Annotated in this window: 12 protein-coding genes; 4 read left to right on the top strand and 8 right to left on the bottom strand. The window is 60.2% G+C overall.

The window, feature by feature from the left end:
* Nucleotides 1-20: 20 nt before the first annotated feature.
* Both mraY and Q0J85_RS02625 read right to left on the bottom strand, forming a co-directional pair.
* Nucleotides 21-1,115: a phospho-N-acetylmuramoyl-pentapeptide-transferase gene (mraY, locus tag Q0J85_RS02620; RefSeq protein ID WP_294478001.1), complete on the bottom strand. Its 1,095-nt coding sequence runs from the start codon at nucleotides 1,113-1,115 to the stop codon at nucleotides 21-23.
* A 137-nt stretch (nucleotides 1,116-1,252) separates the two neighbouring features.
* Nucleotides 1,253-2,242 carry an AraC family transcriptional regulator gene (locus tag Q0J85_RS02625; RefSeq protein WP_294478003.1) on the bottom strand — a complete coding sequence of 330 codons (990 nt, stop codon included), beginning with the start codon at nucleotides 2,240-2,242 and terminating at the stop codon, nucleotides 1,253-1,255.
* A 221-nt stretch (nucleotides 2,243-2,463) separates the two neighbouring features.
* Between Q0J85_RS02625 and Q0J85_RS02630 the strand changes: the two genes are divergently transcribed.
* From Q0J85_RS02630 to Q0J85_RS02645, 4 genes are read left to right on the top strand one after another with little or no spacing between them, the layout of a single operon-like run.
* Entirely contained in the window at nucleotides 2,464-3,312 is an 849-nt protein-coding gene (locus Q0J85_RS02630; RefSeq protein WP_294478006.1) for a type II secretion system protein, read from the top strand.
* Between the two features lies 1 nt (nucleotide 3,313).
* A complete protein-coding gene (locus Q0J85_RS02635; protein ID WP_294478007.1) occupies nucleotides 3,314-5,533 on the top strand; it encodes a sugar-binding protein in 2,220 nt (739 codons plus the stop codon).
* An 18-nt stretch (nucleotides 5,534-5,551) separates the two neighbouring features.
* On the top strand, nucleotides 5,552-7,801 hold the full coding sequence (locus tag Q0J85_RS02640; RefSeq protein ID WP_294478009.1) for a hypothetical protein: 2,250 nt from the start codon (nucleotides 5,552-5,554) through the stop codon (nucleotides 7,799-7,801).
* On the top strand, nucleotides 7,798-9,102 hold the full coding sequence (locus Q0J85_RS02645; protein ID WP_294478011.1) for an FAD-dependent oxidoreductase: 1,305 nt from the start codon (nucleotides 7,798-7,800) through the stop codon (nucleotides 9,100-9,102). Before Q0J85_RS02640 ends, Q0J85_RS02645 begins: the two co-directional genes overlap by 4 nt.
* Before the next feature lie 18 nt (nucleotides 9,103-9,120).
* On the opposite strand, the gene Q0J85_RS02650 is transcribed toward Q0J85_RS02645, so the two are convergent.
* The 6 genes from Q0J85_RS02650 to Q0J85_RS15420 all read right to left on the bottom strand — a co-directional run bounded on the left by Q0J85_RS02650 (nucleotide 9,121) and on the right by Q0J85_RS15420 (nucleotide 15,424).
* A complete protein-coding gene (locus Q0J85_RS02650; protein WP_294478013.1) occupies nucleotides 9,121-9,465 on the bottom strand; it encodes a TIGR04076 family protein in 345 nt (114 codons plus the stop codon).
* 9 nt (nucleotides 9,466-9,474) lie between these two features.
* Nucleotides 9,475-10,812, bottom strand: coding sequence for an acetylxylan esterase (locus Q0J85_RS02655; protein ID WP_294478015.1), 1,338 nt, complete (start codon nucleotides 10,810-10,812; stop codon nucleotides 9,475-9,477).
* A 22-nt stretch (nucleotides 10,813-10,834) separates the two neighbouring features.
* Nucleotides 10,835-12,115, bottom strand: a complete 1,281-nt coding sequence (locus Q0J85_RS02660; RefSeq protein ID WP_294478017.1) for a hypothetical protein — start codon at nucleotides 12,113-12,115, stop codon at nucleotides 10,835-10,837.
* A gap of 23 nt (nucleotides 12,116-12,138) precedes the next feature.
* The gene (locus tag Q0J85_RS02665; protein WP_294478020.1) at nucleotides 12,139-12,798 is read right to left on the bottom strand and encodes a ThuA domain-containing protein; all 660 of its coding nucleotides are present in this window, start codon (nucleotides 12,796-12,798) and stop codon (nucleotides 12,139-12,141) included.
* 92 nt (nucleotides 12,799-12,890) lie between these two features.
* Complete coding sequence (locus tag Q0J85_RS02670) at nucleotides 12,891-15,341, bottom strand: Na/Pi symporter (RefSeq protein ID WP_294478021.1); 2,451 nt, start codon at nucleotides 15,339-15,341, stop codon at nucleotides 12,891-12,893.
* Complete coding sequence (locus Q0J85_RS15420) at nucleotides 15,338-15,424, bottom strand: hypothetical protein (RefSeq protein WP_367274580.1); 87 nt, start codon at nucleotides 15,422-15,424, stop codon at nucleotides 15,338-15,340. The genes Q0J85_RS02670 and Q0J85_RS15420 overlap by 4 nt, the downstream gene beginning before the upstream one ends.
* Nucleotides 15,425-15,430: the final 6 nt, after the last annotated feature.

Below are 15,430 nucleotides of genomic sequence, written 5' to 3' on the forward strand. Positions count from 1 at the left end.
GCTTCCGCTCCTGTTTCAGCTCAGCGCAGCTTCAGAGTCGCGAGCGCGAGCAGCGCAAAGACACCAGACAGAATCCAGAACCGGACGACGATCTGGGTTTCGTTCCACCCCATCCGTTCAAACGTGTGGTGAATCGGCGTACACGGGAAGATCCGTTTTCCGGTCAGCTTGAAGTACGGGACCTGCAGCATGACTGAACCGGCCTCCATCACGAAGACTCCGCCGACCAGGATCAGCAGGACCTCCTGCCGCACCAGCACCGCGAGGAAACCGATCGCGCCGCCGAGAGCGAGACTGCCGGTATCTCCCATGAACATCGAAGCGGGGTGGCAGTTGTGCCAGAGGAATCCGATGCAGCCGCCGCATACCGCGGCCGCGAAGACCATGCCCTCGCCCGCACCGGGGATGAACGGAACTTTCAGATAGTTCGCAAAAACCGCATGGCCCATCAGGTACGCGAAAGCCGCGTAAGTGAGCGTGCAGAAAATCGTGCAGCCGGTCGCGAGACCGTCCTTGCCATCGGTGAGATTCACGGCATTCGAGGTGGCGACAATGGTCACGACCGCGACGAGAACCGTCCAGGGAGTGTACACCAGAACCGGCTCCTTGAAGAACGGAAGCATGAATTGACTCATGTACGGCCCGACTTCCGGCATGCGGAAAAGCGCCCAGACGCCGACTCCGGCGATGATGATCTGGCACAGGAGTTTGTACCGGCCGGGGAGTCCGTTGCGGTCTTTGTAGACCACTTTCCGGTAATCGTCATAGAATCCGACAAGCGCAAAAGCCAGAGTCGAAACCACGAGCAGAATCGAAATCGGATTGCTCATCACATTCCAGAAACAGGCGGAAATGAGTACTCCGCCGATGAGCAGAATCCCGCCCATACAGGGGGTCCGGCTCTTCTCCTTGTCGATGAATTCAGCCGGGACGAGTCCCTCGAGCCGCTCGGCGGAGAGCACATTGAGCCGGCGCAGCCGGGACGCAGTGAATTTTCCGAGCAGAATCACGATGAGAAACGCGGTCATCGCCGCGCCGCCCGCGCGAAACGTGACATATTCAAACAGACGAAACGGAAGAAACTCGTTTCCGAGCAGCGAAAGCAGATACAGCATGAGCGACATTCTCCGGGAAAAAGGGATTTGGTTTGCACGCACATACTATAAGCTCCATCCGGCCGTTTTCCAGTCGAAAATGGAACAAAAACGCAAGAAAAATCCCGGCGGACGAAAAATCCGGCGACCATCCTCCGTCAAAGCGGAGAATCCGTCTTCTCTCCGTCCGTTTCGGCCGATGGCGACGCCCCCCCGTTGCGGCGGGCGCGATTGAATTCAAAAGTGCGGCTGAACTTCTGACGCCGACGGTAGTCGCCCGGCGTCTCGCCGGTCAGCCGTTTGAATTCGGTCGCGAAATAGAGCTGGCTCGAATAACCGATCCGGGCGGCGATCTCCTTGATCGGATAGGAGGAGTTCTGCAGCAGGCTCTGCGCCGCCCGCAGCCGCTGTCCGATGACATATCCCCCGACCGGACTGTGCAGATGTGCGACGAAAAGCCGGTGCAGCGAAGTGCGGCTGATTCCGAAAGTGCGGCACAGCTCTTCCAGCCGCAGCGGATGGCTCAGATTGCGGTTGATGTAATTCAGGATGGCCGGGAGAGGATCCGGCAGCGCATCGTGAAGCTGTTCCCCGAGACGCACGAGCAGTTCGTAAGCGAGAGCGGACCCGCGCAGATGATAGTCCGCATCGCGCTGTTCCAGCGCATCATGCGCGGCCTCGAACAGCCGGATGAACGGAGCGGGGTCGCGCAGCCGGACGCAGTCCGCCCGCAGCAGTCCGGTCTGTTCGAGCAGCGAGTAGAGCATGATTCCATCCAGACTGACGGTCTGTTTGAGTGCATAGTCCGACAGGATCGAGAATTCGGAATCCGCCTCCCGGTGAACGAGAAAGAGCATGCCCGGCTCCAGAACATGCTCGCGGCCGTTCTGAACGAACCGGAACGTTCCCTCGCGGATCAGCTCCATGGCGAACGTGCTGGACCGCTTCCGGACCCGGTAACACCCTTTCACCCACTCATCGTATCCTGCGAACCGCAGAAACAGCGGCAGAGTGCGGGTATACTCCTCATTGAACTCATGGGAAAAGTGGTGCAGCGGATACTTTCCGACGTTTACGGCTCCGAGCCGGCTTACGCCATCATCTTCGGTGATCCGGTAACCGGGCTTTCTTTCCTTTCTTTCCACCATCCATCCCTGCAATATTTTTAATAAAGTTGGAACAATTCCAGATATATTTTTAAACGATCGCCCTTGCCATTTCCGAATATTTTCAGTATAATTTACTCGAGGAAACCGAAATTACAAGAAATCGGAAACAAAACGGTCTTCACCGCCGTCGGCAGTTTCCCATAAGATTCGACAGGTAATGGCAGGTTCAACCGCAACCGTAAACAAAAAAGGGACGAAACATGATGAAGGATCAAAATCTGATTCCGCCGCATGCCCGCCACGGTTCTTCCGCTCACTTCGGGAAACCCGTCCGGGTACACTTCACACTGATCGAGCTCCTTGTTGTGATTGCCATTATCGTGATTCTCGCCGGGATGCTGCTGCCGGCGCTGAACAAAGCCAGAGACCAGGCGCGGAACACCAAGTGCATCTCCAATTTGAAACAGTTCGGCTCCAGCATGCAGCTTTACGCGAATGACAACGACACGTTTCTGCCGCCGTGGGCGCTCGATCAACAGACTTATCCGCAATCCGCAACCGACTGGCTCGGACACTATAAATACAACGGCGCGCCGTTGAGCCGGTTTCGTCAGCAGTACATGAGCAAGCAGGGGCGCGACGTGTTCTTCTGCCCGGTCGGTCTCAGCCGCGGCTTGAAAACCGATGGCTACAACGCATTTCCCAATACCCAGTCCAATGGGAAACTCGAGCTCAACTACGCCTATTTTGCGGGAAACTCCTTCGATAACAGCAAGAAGAAATTCGGGACCAGCCACTTTAACACCCGCAAAGGACCGATTGCGCTGAAATTCGTCAGACACGCCAGCCGCACGACGTTGATTGCGGACTTCAACCGCTTCATGGACAGCAGCGCTCAGACGATCGACATCGCCTCATGGAATCACACCGCATTCGCTCAGCCCGGTTCGTCGTTCGCCATCCCGGTTCCGGCCGACGTCCGCACGAATCTCACATTTGCGGACGGCCACGTCGGCAGCCTGATCGGGAAAACGGAAAATCAGAAGGCGATCTGTAATTTCGGCCGCATGTACGTGGCGATTCAAGACGACTACGAGGAGAGAAACTGAGATGTTGAAACACACGTTCGCGGCAGCTGCAACAGCATTGTTTCTGGCTGCTCCACTCGCCGGAGCCCCGGCATTGAAAGTCCTCCGGCACGCTCCGGGCAATCTGTTCCGCCCCGGGGAAACGCCGGAGTGGAAGCTCGAAATCAACGCCCCGCAGCCGGGCGAAGCGCTGTTGAAAGTCAAGGTCACCGACGGCAACGGCAGAACCGTTGCCGAAGTGGAGAAGAAAATCCCGGTGATCAAAGGAAAAACTCCGGTTGAGTTCCAGCTTCCCGCCCTCGATCACGGCTACTATGAGGCGGTCTACACGCTGGAACTCCCCGAGGGGAAAAAGAGCGAGGTCAAAAGTACGTTCGGCATCGCCCCGCAATTCAACCGGAGCGCGAAAGAGGCGCGCGATAACGGCTACTGCTTCGGCGTCAAGATGTACCGGCTGCGCAATGCGTGGAACACCCCGGAAGCGGTCGAAGCGTGCCGCCGCCTCGGACTGCAGTGGACGCGGGAAATTCTGCAGGAGCGCAACCACCCGGATACGGTCGAACTCTGCACAGACTTCCAGATGAATCCGGTATTCAAAGTCGAACGTTTCCCGGAAAAACTCTACGATGCGGAAAAATACGGTCCGCTGGAAGAGTGGGTCAAAAAGTACGGCAAAACCTGGATGCTCCGCACTCTGCCGAAGAAAGAGGCGTACCAGAAGTGGCTCCAGGAGGAGATTTCCCGGATTCCCGAAGACTGTCAGGTGTTCGAGATCTGGAACGAGGCGTGGGACAAGATGTCGGCGGAGGATTTCGCCACCATCTCCCAGTGGATCGCCGAGGCGATTCTGGAAATCCGCCCCGATGCCGTCATCGGCCCGAACCTGACCGGAATGCCGGGGAAATACACCTACGACGCGAACTACATCCGCGCCGGCGGCATGAAGCACATGAAGATGATCGCGCTGCATCCCTACGGCAACGCCGAACGGCGCGGCTACATTGAAACCTACCGCAAATGGATCCGCGAGCAGCTCGGACACGATGTGGAGATCTACATCACGGAATTCGGCACTCATTCGACGCCGGAGGGCCCCTCCGCCCAGTCCGAACGGGAGCAGGCGCGCAAAGTGGTCCGGCAGGCGTTGAATCTCTATTCGGAAAATGTGCGCGCCCTCACCCCGCACTGGATGGGACAGCGGGAATCGAACCGCCGGTATCACGAACACTGGTTCGGCTTCTTCCGCCGCAACAACGAGCTCAAACCCGTGCTGATCGCCTATGCGACGGCGGCCCGTATGGTCGACGGCAGCCGCTATGCCGGGGAACTCTGGTACGGACCCGGCAACGATGCGATGCTGTTTGAAAAGGACGGCGTCTATACGCTCGCACTTTTCACACGCGGAAAGCCGCAGGAACTCACGATTGAACCGGGGACGAAACAGCTCACGCTGATCGATTTCTGGGGCAAAGAGCAGACGGTTCAGGTCCCTGCCGACGGCAAACTCAAGCTCACCGTTGACGGGGATGTCCGTTACCTGCGGGGCGTTTCACCGGACATGGCGCGGGCGGCGAAACTGACGCCGAATCCCGACCGCTGGCCGGAGGACAAAACAGAGGTGTTCGTGCGCAACAGCCGGATTCTGAAACCGGTCACCCGGACGCCGTCGTTCACCGGGAATATGAAAGAGTGGGAGAATCTGACGGAACTGGCCATGACCAATCCGCGGGTCAACGGTGATGACGCGAGCGGTTTCGCCTACCTCGGCTACGATCGGGAGTATCTCTACATCGGGCTGGACATGCGCGACAACGAAGTCATGAACAGGCAGCCGGACAACCGGCTTTACAGCGACGACAGCATGGAGATCTTCATCAGTTCCGTCCCGCGCGACGACGAGCCGGGATACGGGCCCGATGACCGGCAGTTCTTCGCGACGCCGACCTCCCGCTCCGGCAAGCCGGTTCTCTGCCGGGTCGCGAACCGCCAGAACGGCACGATCGTTCCGGTTCCGGGGGCGAAGTATCAGGTGCAGGTTCACGCCCGGGGGTGGAAAGCCGAAGTGGCGCTTCCGTGGAAAGAACTCTCCGACTTCGATGCGAAACCCGGCGCGGTTCTCGCCCTGGAGCTGCGCGTGAATGACGCCGACAAATCCCATCCGCGCTGGAAGATCGATCCGACCGATATCAGGAATCTCTCCACGGAAGATCCGACGAAATGGTCGCTCCTGAAACTGCAATAACCCGGAAGAGGTGAAATTTTGAAACTGACGCATTGGAAACTTCTGTTCGCAGTTCTGCTTGCCGCCACGGCGGCGGGAGCGCTGGATCTCACGGTCGACCAGCCGGTGCCGTGCAACGTCTTTGAAACCGGCAGCGAAGTGCGTCTGCCGGTCACGATCAGCGACAAGAAGCCTCTCAAGGGGACGCTCCGCATCGAAGTGCGCGACTACACCGGAAAGAAACTTCTCGAACGCGAGGAGAAACTCAGCGGCACGAAGCAGAAGTATGAGCTCGACTGCGGGAAGCCGGAGCGCGGCTATTACGAGATTCTCTCGACGCTCTCCAACGAACAGGGTGAAAAGACGAAAGAGTGGCGGAACTCGTTCGGCGTGGCCGATTTTTCGCACCGATCGGCGAAAGAGGTGCGGGACGGCGGCTACCGGTTCGGCATGAAACTCTGGCTCATTGAAGAGATCTGGTGGAACCGGAAACTGCACTGGGATGCGGGCAAAGTGATGGGCGTCTGCTGCAATCTCGGACTTCAGTGGACCCGCGCCCAGCTCGGGCAGCGCACTCCCATGGATACGATCGAACTGATCCGCAACTATCCGGTCAACGTGGTGTTGAAAGTCGAAACCTATCCGGACGAAATGATCGACCGTGCGCGCTACCCCAAAATCACCGACTTCACCAAAGTCAAGGGCCGGACCAAGGCGCTGATGCCGAAAAAGGCGGAATATCAGGCGCATGTGAAGAAACTCGTCCGGGAGATCCCCGAAGATCAGAACGTCTTTGAGATCTGGAACGAACCGTGGCAGTGGAAGACGCTCTCCGCGGAGGATTTTGCGACGCTCGCGAACTGGGCGGCCGAAGCGATCATCGAGGTCCGCCCGAATGCCGTGATCGGCCCGAACATTTATGCCACGGTCAACGAATACGACAAGCGCGTCATCGCCGCGGGGAAGCTCCGCAATCAGAAGATGATCGGGATCCATCCCTACTGCTCCCGCACCACGGAATACCGCGGATTCCGCCAGATTCTGCGCAATTACCGCGACTATGTGGAGGCGAAAACCGGAAAGAAAATCGACTTTTACGCGACGGAATTCGGCTGGTCGACCGCCCCGCAGGGACAGCGGGTCACGACCGAGGCCGGACAGGCACGGAACACCGTCCGCGAAGCTCTCGAACTCTATGCCGGAGACGTGAAAACCCTGATCCCCCATACGATGGCCAGCCGCGAATACGATCCGAAAGACCGGGAACACTATTTCGGCTACTTCCGACTCAACGGCGAACCGAAACCCGCGCTGATCGCATTTTCCAACTGCGCCAGAATGATCGACGGCAGCCGTTTCGTCGGCGAGCACGATTTCGGTCACGGCATCGGCGCGATGCGATTTGAAAAAGACGGCGTCCAGACCCTCGCGCTGTGGACCGAAGACAAGGAGTTGCCGTTCACCGTCGACACCGGCGTCGATGAGATCACCGTCGTCGACATCATGGGACACGCGTCGAAGCAGAAGTGCGACGGCGGCCGCCTGAAACTGACATTGAACGGAGACCCGCTCTATCTTGTCGGCGTCGCTCCCGCTCCGGCCGGTGCGCTGATCGGTCCGGAAGATGAGCTCATGCCTGATCGCTGGCAGCCGCGAAAAACGCTCTACACCATTCCGCGAAGCGCCCGGCTCCCGGGCAGGAGCGAACCGGCGGCTTACGGAGGAGAACCGCTCTTTGAACTTGCCGACAAAAAGGCGTCACGCTCCTCACTCAAAAGCTACTGGAGCTGGACCCCCGGAGAAGTCGCCATTCTCTTCGACGTGAAAGACCGCAAAATCGTCCTGACCGGTCCGAACGGGAAAGGCGGCGGAGACCGGCTTGAGCTGGATTTGTGCGCCCGTCCCGGCCGCCAGTACGATGCCGCCAGCCTCTTCGACTACCGGTTCACCGTGATTCCGGCGACGGAGGGAAAAGCCGCTCAGCTGAGAGTGAGCAATCCGGCATACGACAAGACACTGGAACTCGCTCCGGGCAAGAGCGCTCCGGGAATCCGCTGGAGTTATCAGCCGACGCAGGAGGGCTACCGGGTGGAACTGCGCTTGAAGAGTTCCGCACTCGGAGTCGGCGACTTCAAACCGGATCAGCGGCTCGCATTCCGGACCGTTCTCTACAACCGCGACCGCACCGATGTCGATGAGTGGAAAACCTACCACACCAGAGTCGCAACCCAGAACAGCAAAGACCGTTACAACCAGTTGAACATGATTCGTCTGACGGAGGGGAAATGATCTCCTCCCATGACGTGATCGTCGTCGGCGCGGGTCCCGCCGGAATCGGCGCGGCGCTCGCCGCCGCCCGCAACGGGGCCCGGACGCTGCTGATCGAGGATTCCGGCATGGCCGGAGGCTGCTGGACGCTCGGACTTCAAAATCATGTGACCTGCATGCACGATCACCGCAAGCTGATCATCCACGGGATCGCGCTGGAACTCATGCAGCGCCTGGCGGCGACGGGAGAGGCCGAAGAACCGGAGGAAAAACTCCGCCGGCTCCCCCGCACCTGGTACTGCGCATTCGATCCGGAGGGACTCAAATACACGCTCGATCAGATGCTGCTCGAATCGGGGGTGGAGATCCTTTACCACACCCGCTGCGTCGATACCGTATGCAATGCGGGCGGGCGCGTCACCGGCGTCGTCACGGAGAGCAAAAGCGGACGACGCAGTTTCACCGCCCGGATCGTGGCAGACTGCTCCGGAGACGCCGATGCAGCGGCTTTCGCCGGGGCCGCGACCCGGAAAGGGCGCGACTCCGACGGCCGCATGCAGCCCGTGACCACGGCATTCATGCTTGCGAACGTCGATTACGACCGGGCGGCCGCCCATCTCGCCGCCCATCCGGGATTCATGGCGGAGTGCGAGGCAAAAGCACGGAAACTCGGCGAACTCGATATGCCGATCTCGCCCTATCCCGGCTGCCGCACGATGATCGACGGTGTGACCTATCACAACATGACCCGGATCACCGGGATCGACGGCACCCGGGCGGAAGATCTGACCCGCGCGGAGATCGAGGGGCGGCGGCAGGCGCGGCTCATGGCCGCGTTCTTCCGGAAATACATTCCCGGGTTTGAACGGTCCGCGCTGATCGCCACCGGCAGCGTCGGCCTGCGCGAAACCCGGCGGCTGTGCGGAGTCAAAACGCTCACCCGGGAAGATGTCATGTCCGCCCGGAAATTTCCCGACGCCGTCGCCAGTCACGCTTATTACATCGACATGCACAATCCGGACGGTGGATTCGGCGGCGAATCGAGTTCCGGCGACGCATACCATCCTGCGGAAGGGGATTTTTACCAGATTCCCTACGGCTGCCTGATTCCCGAACGGGTCGACGGGCTGCTGGTCGCGGGGCGGTGCATCTCCGCGGACCGGGCCGCCCTCGGTTCGGTCAGAACGACCGCCTGCTGCATCGCTCTCGGTCAGGCGGCCGGGACCGCTGCCGCTCTCTGCGTCAAAGCGGGGATCGAGCCGCGCAATCTCGATCCGCTGAAACTGCGCGCTCTCCTCCTCGAACAAAACGTATTTCTCTGAACAAAACAGATTGCGGAGTCACCGGATCGGCGTATAGTCGATCCGGGATTCCTCGTCTGTCGCCTCGAGTTTGAAGATTACCGGACGCAGTCCGTCATTGCAGCTGCAGATGGCTACGCCCGGTTTCCGAATCCAGTCTCCGAAGTAGAACAACCCGTTGCCAGCGCCGTGCGCCAGAGCGAACACATACTGGTAAATCGCTTTCCACGCCTCGTCGCAAAACCCCTCCGGCTTCGCATAATCCGCGTAGAAAACCTGTCCGGCTTTCAGCATCGGACAGGCGCCAAGTCCCTCTGCGCCGTACTCTCGGGCGAGTTCGGCATCGAACGTTGTCTTGAGAACGGTGATTTTCACCTTTTTCATGTTACGCACCTACTTGACCGGGACGCTCTTCTGGGAGATCTTCTCCCCTTTCGGATTGCCGTTATGACCGGCGGACTGGGTGTAGATGATCTCTTTCGGCCCCTGCGCCTCCGCAAAGATCTTCGCCATGCCGAACGGCGGGCAGACATAGTCGCCGAGGCCTGCCAGCAGCAGCACCTTGCCGTGGTAACGGCGCATGTGGTAGATCGTGTCGTAATACTTCAGCGCTTCAGTCGGTTTGATGTGCCAAGTTCCGCGCAAATGCCCCATCGCCGCGCCGCCGATGTCGCACATCCACGGCTGATTCAGGACCGCTTCGGTCACATCCTCGTCGAGCCCGGCGGCGAAACCGGTCTGCATACCGCCCTGACTGTGGCCCTCGACCCGGAGATTCTCTCCATCCCACTCCGGCAGGCTCTTCACATATTCGAGCGAGCGGATCAGCCGCAGCATCATGCCGTTGAAGTAGGTCGTCTCAGGATCGGAATTCTCTTTCTGGTCGAACGCATACGCCTTGAGTTCTCCCTGCGCAAGTTTCGAGTAATACTCTTTCGGCTGGCCGTTCAGGAAGCCGTGCGCGTTGACCGAGAGCACGATGCGGTCTTTCGCCATTCCGTCGTTCTTCCCGATCGGATAGACGCCGTAACCGAAATAGACGACCGTCGCCGGGAGCGATTTTTCCGCCGCATTCTCCGGCATGCAGAGATAACCGGACATCGGTTTCCCGCCGGGAGCGGCGACTTTCACATCATAGCAGACCACACCTTTCGTGCGGACTTTCACGGGAACTTTTTCGAGCACTTTGAGCGGGACCTCCCGGACGCGCGCTTTCTGGCGCTCCCAGAACGCGTCGAAATCCGCCGGTTCGGGGGCGACTTCGAGCTTGTCCGGCTCGACCGCGGCTCCGGAAGTGACCGTCACGTTGCGCGATCCGTTCTTCAACGGCGTGCCGTCCTCATTCTCGGCTTTCACGGTCAGCCGGATGAAACCGGGGGTTTTGCCCTGCGTCACGATTTTCATGGGGACGCCGGATTTCGCGCCGCCCTTTTCGACGATGCCGTCATCGCCGTTCCGCTCCCAGGTGAGGATCTTCCCGGCGCCCGCGGGAGTCCCGTTCTCAAACAGCTCAACGGTAAAGACGATCGGCTCACCGACCTTGTAAGTGACCGCAGGCTTGTCGGTCGTCACCTGAAAGGCGAACCCCGTCATCGCCGGGCGCGGCGCCTCCTGCACCGTGGTGACGATCTCCACCGGAGCAGGTGCAGTTTTCTCCCCGAAGAACGAACATCCCGCAAGAAGCAGCAGCGATGCGAGCGATGCTGCGGACAACATGCTTTGAATCGACATTGGCTTTCTCCTTTCTTTCCGATCATTTGACGATCGATTGATATCCCTGCCAGAGCAGACTGACCAGTATAACCGCCATGATTCCGACCGCCGCCGCCAGAATCCAGCGCACCCAGTTGACGCCCCCGGTTTCATACGCCGGGTTCGGTTCTTCCGGACCGGCCGTGTAAGAATTGACCTCCCCGACAGCGCGGCTCTCGGGACGGACGACCGCGGCCTCGCCGCCATAGGCCAGAATCAGTTCCGGAGCGCGACTCTCGAAAACAATCCGCCGACGCTCCGCACATCCGAGCAGCCGAACCGTTTCGAGCGGAGCGCTTCCGCCGTTGTCCACCACCAGCCGGTAAAAGGGGAAACGCCGGGCGTCAACCGGCAATTCGACCTGACACCCGGACGCAGGAGCATCGAAACAGCAGCCGAACCGTTTCCCGATGAACAGATATTTCTTCCCGTCCATGCTGCCGTAAAACTCCATCGTACGCGCAAACGGCTTCCCCGAAGCCGCTTCGGCCCGGAGCAAACGGAACACCTCCGGCTCGAAACGCCCCTCGATCACCGTGCGATTCCCCTCCTCCCGACGGGAGGACTCCAGCGGCGCAACCGGTTCAACCAACGGGATCGACTCGCTGATACTTCCGCCGGTGAGAGCGACAAATCGGTCGATCCGGATCCGGCGGCGCGCATACTCCTCGCCGCCGGAGATCAACCCGCCCTCGACAGTCGCCCCCGGCGTCCGCACCTCCTCGGGGTAATCCATCACCCGGACGCGCAGATAACGGGAGGAGACGGGCGGAAACGTCACGGTCCGCCGGGAAGCCTCCACCCGGGAGTGGTCGTAAACCGGCTGATCGGGCCCGACCGCCCGGTAGAGGACTCCATCCTCGCTGGATTCGATCCTCACAAGTTTGTCGAAGTCGTGCTCGGAGCTGCGGAGTTCCACGGCAATGATCGTCTTTCGCGACGGATTGTCGAACACCACTCCAGGCGTGCGGTCCGACGAATAATACGGTCGGGAAGCGAGTCCGAGCGCGTTCGTCGTCTTCCGTGCCGTTGAGACCATGACCGGCTCAAAACGAAACGGAATCAACTCCCCGGCCGGAGTGAACAACGCACTGTTCGCCTGCGACGCCCCCCGCACCGCGAGGTCACGGTCGACCCGCACCGCGCCGAGTTCCGCATTTCCCTCCCCGCGGGTCAGGAGTTTCCGCAGCGGATACGAACCGGGTTCCCCCGGCTCCGCCGCCCCGGCCAGAAAGGCGGCGAGCAGCACTCCCAGAAACAGCACCGGAAACCGCATTTTCATCCGCTCCCTCCAGTCCGCGGGAATCACCTGCCGAGCAGGTCGTCAATCAGGATTTTCACGTTCTTCACAAAATCGGGATGGCGGGTCACACAGGGGAGATGACCCGGCAGGAAATTCACGACCCGGCCGCCCCAGCGCGTGAACGACTCGGTGCACTGCGGAAAGCTCCCCATGCTGATCGTCGTCTGCATCAGAATCGTGAAAGGGCGGGTCTGTTCCAGACCGGTGTAGATCTCATCCTGCGGAAAATCCATCGGCACAAGTTTTTTCGCGAGCGGATGGCGGGTCTTGGCCGGAACAACCTGATAGGGTTCATGCGGATGGAAACTCGGTTCAAATCCGTCCGGATCATTCCCGCGCACCCAGCGGAAGCCGGAGGACTCCCGGAACCAGTCATAGGGCCAGAACGCGGAACTCGCACCGTGCAGCAGCAGCATCGGCCGGCCCGCCTCGCAGTAGCGTTTCACCGAGTTCGCAGCGGCCTCGTCCGGGATCGGCAGATTGCAGGTGTCCGCGATCATGTTCAGGATCAGCAGTTCGCACTCCGAAGCGAGGTCGTAAGCCGTGAAGCACGACCAGTCGTTCTCGTAAAAACGCATCTCCGGATAGTCGGTTGCAATCTCCTCGTAGGTGTTTTTCCCCGGAGAAGTATGATAATGGTCATCCGCCGCGAAAAGTATCATTTTTCAGCCCTCATGGTTAAAACAGCGTTTTCATATTTTAGCACAAAACCGGGCTTTTTCCACTTTTCGCGGCGGAGATTTTGCGGAAAAACTCACGCAGTCGGCGTTTGACGCATCGTCGAAGCCGGATTTCCCGCCCATTCATAGCGTCCGAGTGCAGCCGAGAGAAGCGCGATGTTTTCGAGCCTGCCGCACGCCTGCCGCATCATTCCCGCCAGCGACAGGAAGATCATGCCGTTTTCGACGCTGTACGTGCCCCGGCGCAGATTGTCGAGGCACCCCGCCTCCAGCCGATCGGCGCGGCCGCAGATCTCCCGGGACAGCGCACGCACAAGCGGGACGGCCTCCACCTTTCCCGACTCGAGCGCTTCGAGAACGTGATCCGCCATGCGCCCCACCTCGCGGAAGAGTTCCCGCAGCTCTTTCTCCGACTTTTTCGACAGCTTCTCGCGCCGTTCGGTGAAACGCGCCGCTTCAAGCATCATCTGCCCCGCATATTCCGCAAGCCGTTCGGCATCGTTCGTGCAGCGGGTCAGCACGGGAATCGCCGCCGACTGCTCCGCAGTCAGAGGCCGCTGAGCGAGCTGAACGAGATAGGAGGTGATCTCCTGCTGCATGCGCTCGATCCGGGCGGAACGTCTGCGATACGCCTCGCGTTTTGAACTGTCGACCTTGCCGTCAAGCACGCTTTCCGTGCATTTTCCGAGCAGATGCCAGGCGCCGCGGGTCAGCGTATGCAGACGACCGACCGTCTGATGCAGCGCAATCGGCGGATTTTCAAGCAGATACGGATCCAGGCTCGTATACTTGATCTTCTTCCGCACCGGGATCAGCCGCTCGCAGACACGGGTCAACGGCACGACGAACGGCAGCAGCAGAATCGCCGTGAAGACGTTGAACAGCGTATGCGCGTTCGCAATGTGACGCGGCACATTCTGAGCGACTGCTCCGAACGCATCCCCCGGCGTCACCGCGTCGACGATGTGAAAGAAGACCGGAATCCCGGAACTCCCCCACGGCACGTAGAAAAACACCAGCATGATCACCGTTCCGATCACGTTGAAAAGCGTGTGCGCCAGCGCCGCCTGTTTTGCGACTCGATTGGCCGGAATCGCTGCAAGCTGTGCGGTGACGGTCGTGCCGATATTCGCGCCGAGCACAAGCGGCAGCGCAGTGTAAAGATTGATGAGTCCGCCCGCGCCGAGCGCGATCACAATGCCGGTCGAGGCTGAACTCGACTGGATGATCATCGTCACCACCAGCCCGATCAGCAGCGCCCCGAGAACCGCTCCGAACGGCATCACCCCGTCGACCGGCGTGCAGTCGAAACGGGCGAAAAGATCGGTCACGATCCGGAAGTCCGCGATCCGCGTCAACTCGTCGCTCATCATCACCATCCCCAGGAAGAGGAATCCGAAACCGAGTACGGTCTCCCCGATGCCGCGGCAGTTGCGATACGGGATGAAGAAGAGCAGCAGCCCCACGATGATCGCCGGGAGCGCCAATGCCGAAATGTCGAATGCAACAATCTGCGCGGTGATGGTCGTGCCGATGTTCGTACCGAAAATGATTCCGATCGACTGCGCAAGATTCAGAAGTCCCGCGTTGATAAAGCCGATCACCATGACGGTCGTCGCGCTCGACGACTGAATCACAGCCGTCACTCCGGCACCCGCGAGCAATCCGACGAAACGGTTCCGCGCAAAGAGCTGGATGATGGCCTTCATCTTTTCTCCGGCAGTTTTCTGAAGCCCATCGCTCATCAAGTGCATGCCGAAGACGAAAATCGCAAGCCCCGCAAACGCCCCGATGAGCAGATTCCACAGATTCAATCCCATGACTTCAACGGTCACGCCCCGGGTCAGGACTCCTCCGTCCGGCCCGGCCGGTTTGATCTCAATGCCGTAAACCCCGGTCGCCTCTCCGAGCGTGACGCGCGTGGCGGCCACCCCGTCACGGTCGGTCAGCACTTTCGAGTGCGAGAGCTTCAGGCTTCCCCCCTCCGGCCCCCGCACCGGCTCGAAGTAGACCTCGCGCCCGGCAACCGGCGCACCGCCGGAATCGACCAGCCGGATCGCAATCGGATCGGAAAGACGCGAACCGGCCGCCCCCTCCCGACGCCCGTCGAGAAGTTCGATCCCGGTCACGAAGCGGCAGACCAGACTCCGGCGATCCGCCCCCTCCGGCGTGATCCGCAGATAGTTGTCCCCGAGCTTCCGGCCGGCCGTGACCGGAATCCGCACCACGCCGCCAGCGTCGGAACGCAGCACCGGTTCCGGAATCGTGAGCTCGGAGCCCGGTTCGGGTTCGACCGCGACCGCGCAATCCGCGACCGGGTCGCCGCCGGAGTCTGTGAGTTCAAGCACGAGTTCCACCGGGAACCGCTCCCCCGGGAGAGCGGTCTGACCCGTCCCGCGCAGAATCCGCACCGAATCAACCCGCCCCTCTCCACGCGGCGAACATCCGGCCGACAGAGCAACGAGCAGACAGAAAAACGCCCAGAATGCGGCGATTTTACAATGCTTCATCAGATATCCCATCATGCCGCCTTTCCCGCTCCGATTTTGCGATGCCACATCGCCGCCAGCGGAGTTGCGATAAAGATCGACGAATAGGTCCCGATCACGATCCC

Origin of the sequence: uncultured Victivallis sp. (assembly GCA_944389935.1) — a bacterium.
In the GTDB taxonomy this organism is placed as follows: domain Bacteria; phylum Verrucomicrobiota; class Lentisphaeria; order Victivallales; family Victivallaceae; genus Victivallis.

Coding starts and splice junctions, on each gene's coding strand:
- Q0J85_RS02670 (WP_294478021.1), bottom strand. CDS start 15,341: ATGATGGGATATCTGATGAAGCATTGTAAAATCGCCGCATTCTGGGCG.
- mraY (WP_294478001.1), bottom strand. CDS start 1,115: ATGCTGTATCTGCTTTCGCTGCTCGGAAACGAGTTTCTTCCGTTTCGT.
- Q0J85_RS02630 (WP_294478006.1), top strand. CDS start 2,464: ATGATGAAGGATCAAAATCTGATTCCGCCGCATGCCCGCCACGGTTCT.
- Q0J85_RS02645 (WP_294478011.1), top strand. CDS start 7,798: ATGATCTCCTCCCATGACGTGATCGTCGTCGGCGCGGGTCCCGCCGGA.
- Q0J85_RS02625 (WP_294478003.1), bottom strand. CDS start 2,242: ATGGTGGAAAGAAAGGAAAGAAAGCCCGGTTACCGGATCACCGAAGAT.
- Q0J85_RS02650 (WP_294478013.1), bottom strand. CDS start 9,465: ATGAAAAAGGTGAAAATCACCGTTCTCAAGACAACGTTCGATGCCGAA.
- Q0J85_RS02665 (WP_294478020.1), bottom strand. CDS start 12,798: ATGATACTTTTCGCGGCGGATGACCATTATCATACTTCTCCGGGGAAA.
- Q0J85_RS02635 (WP_294478007.1), top strand. CDS start 3,314: ATGTTGAAACACACGTTCGCGGCAGCTGCAACAGCATTGTTTCTGGCT.
- Q0J85_RS02655 (WP_294478015.1), bottom strand. CDS start 10,812: ATGTCGATTCAAAGCATGTTGTCCGCAGCATCGCTCGCATCGCTGCTG.
- Q0J85_RS02660 (WP_294478017.1), bottom strand. CDS start 12,115: ATGAAAATGCGGTTTCCGGTGCTGTTTCTGGGAGTGCTGCTCGCCGCC.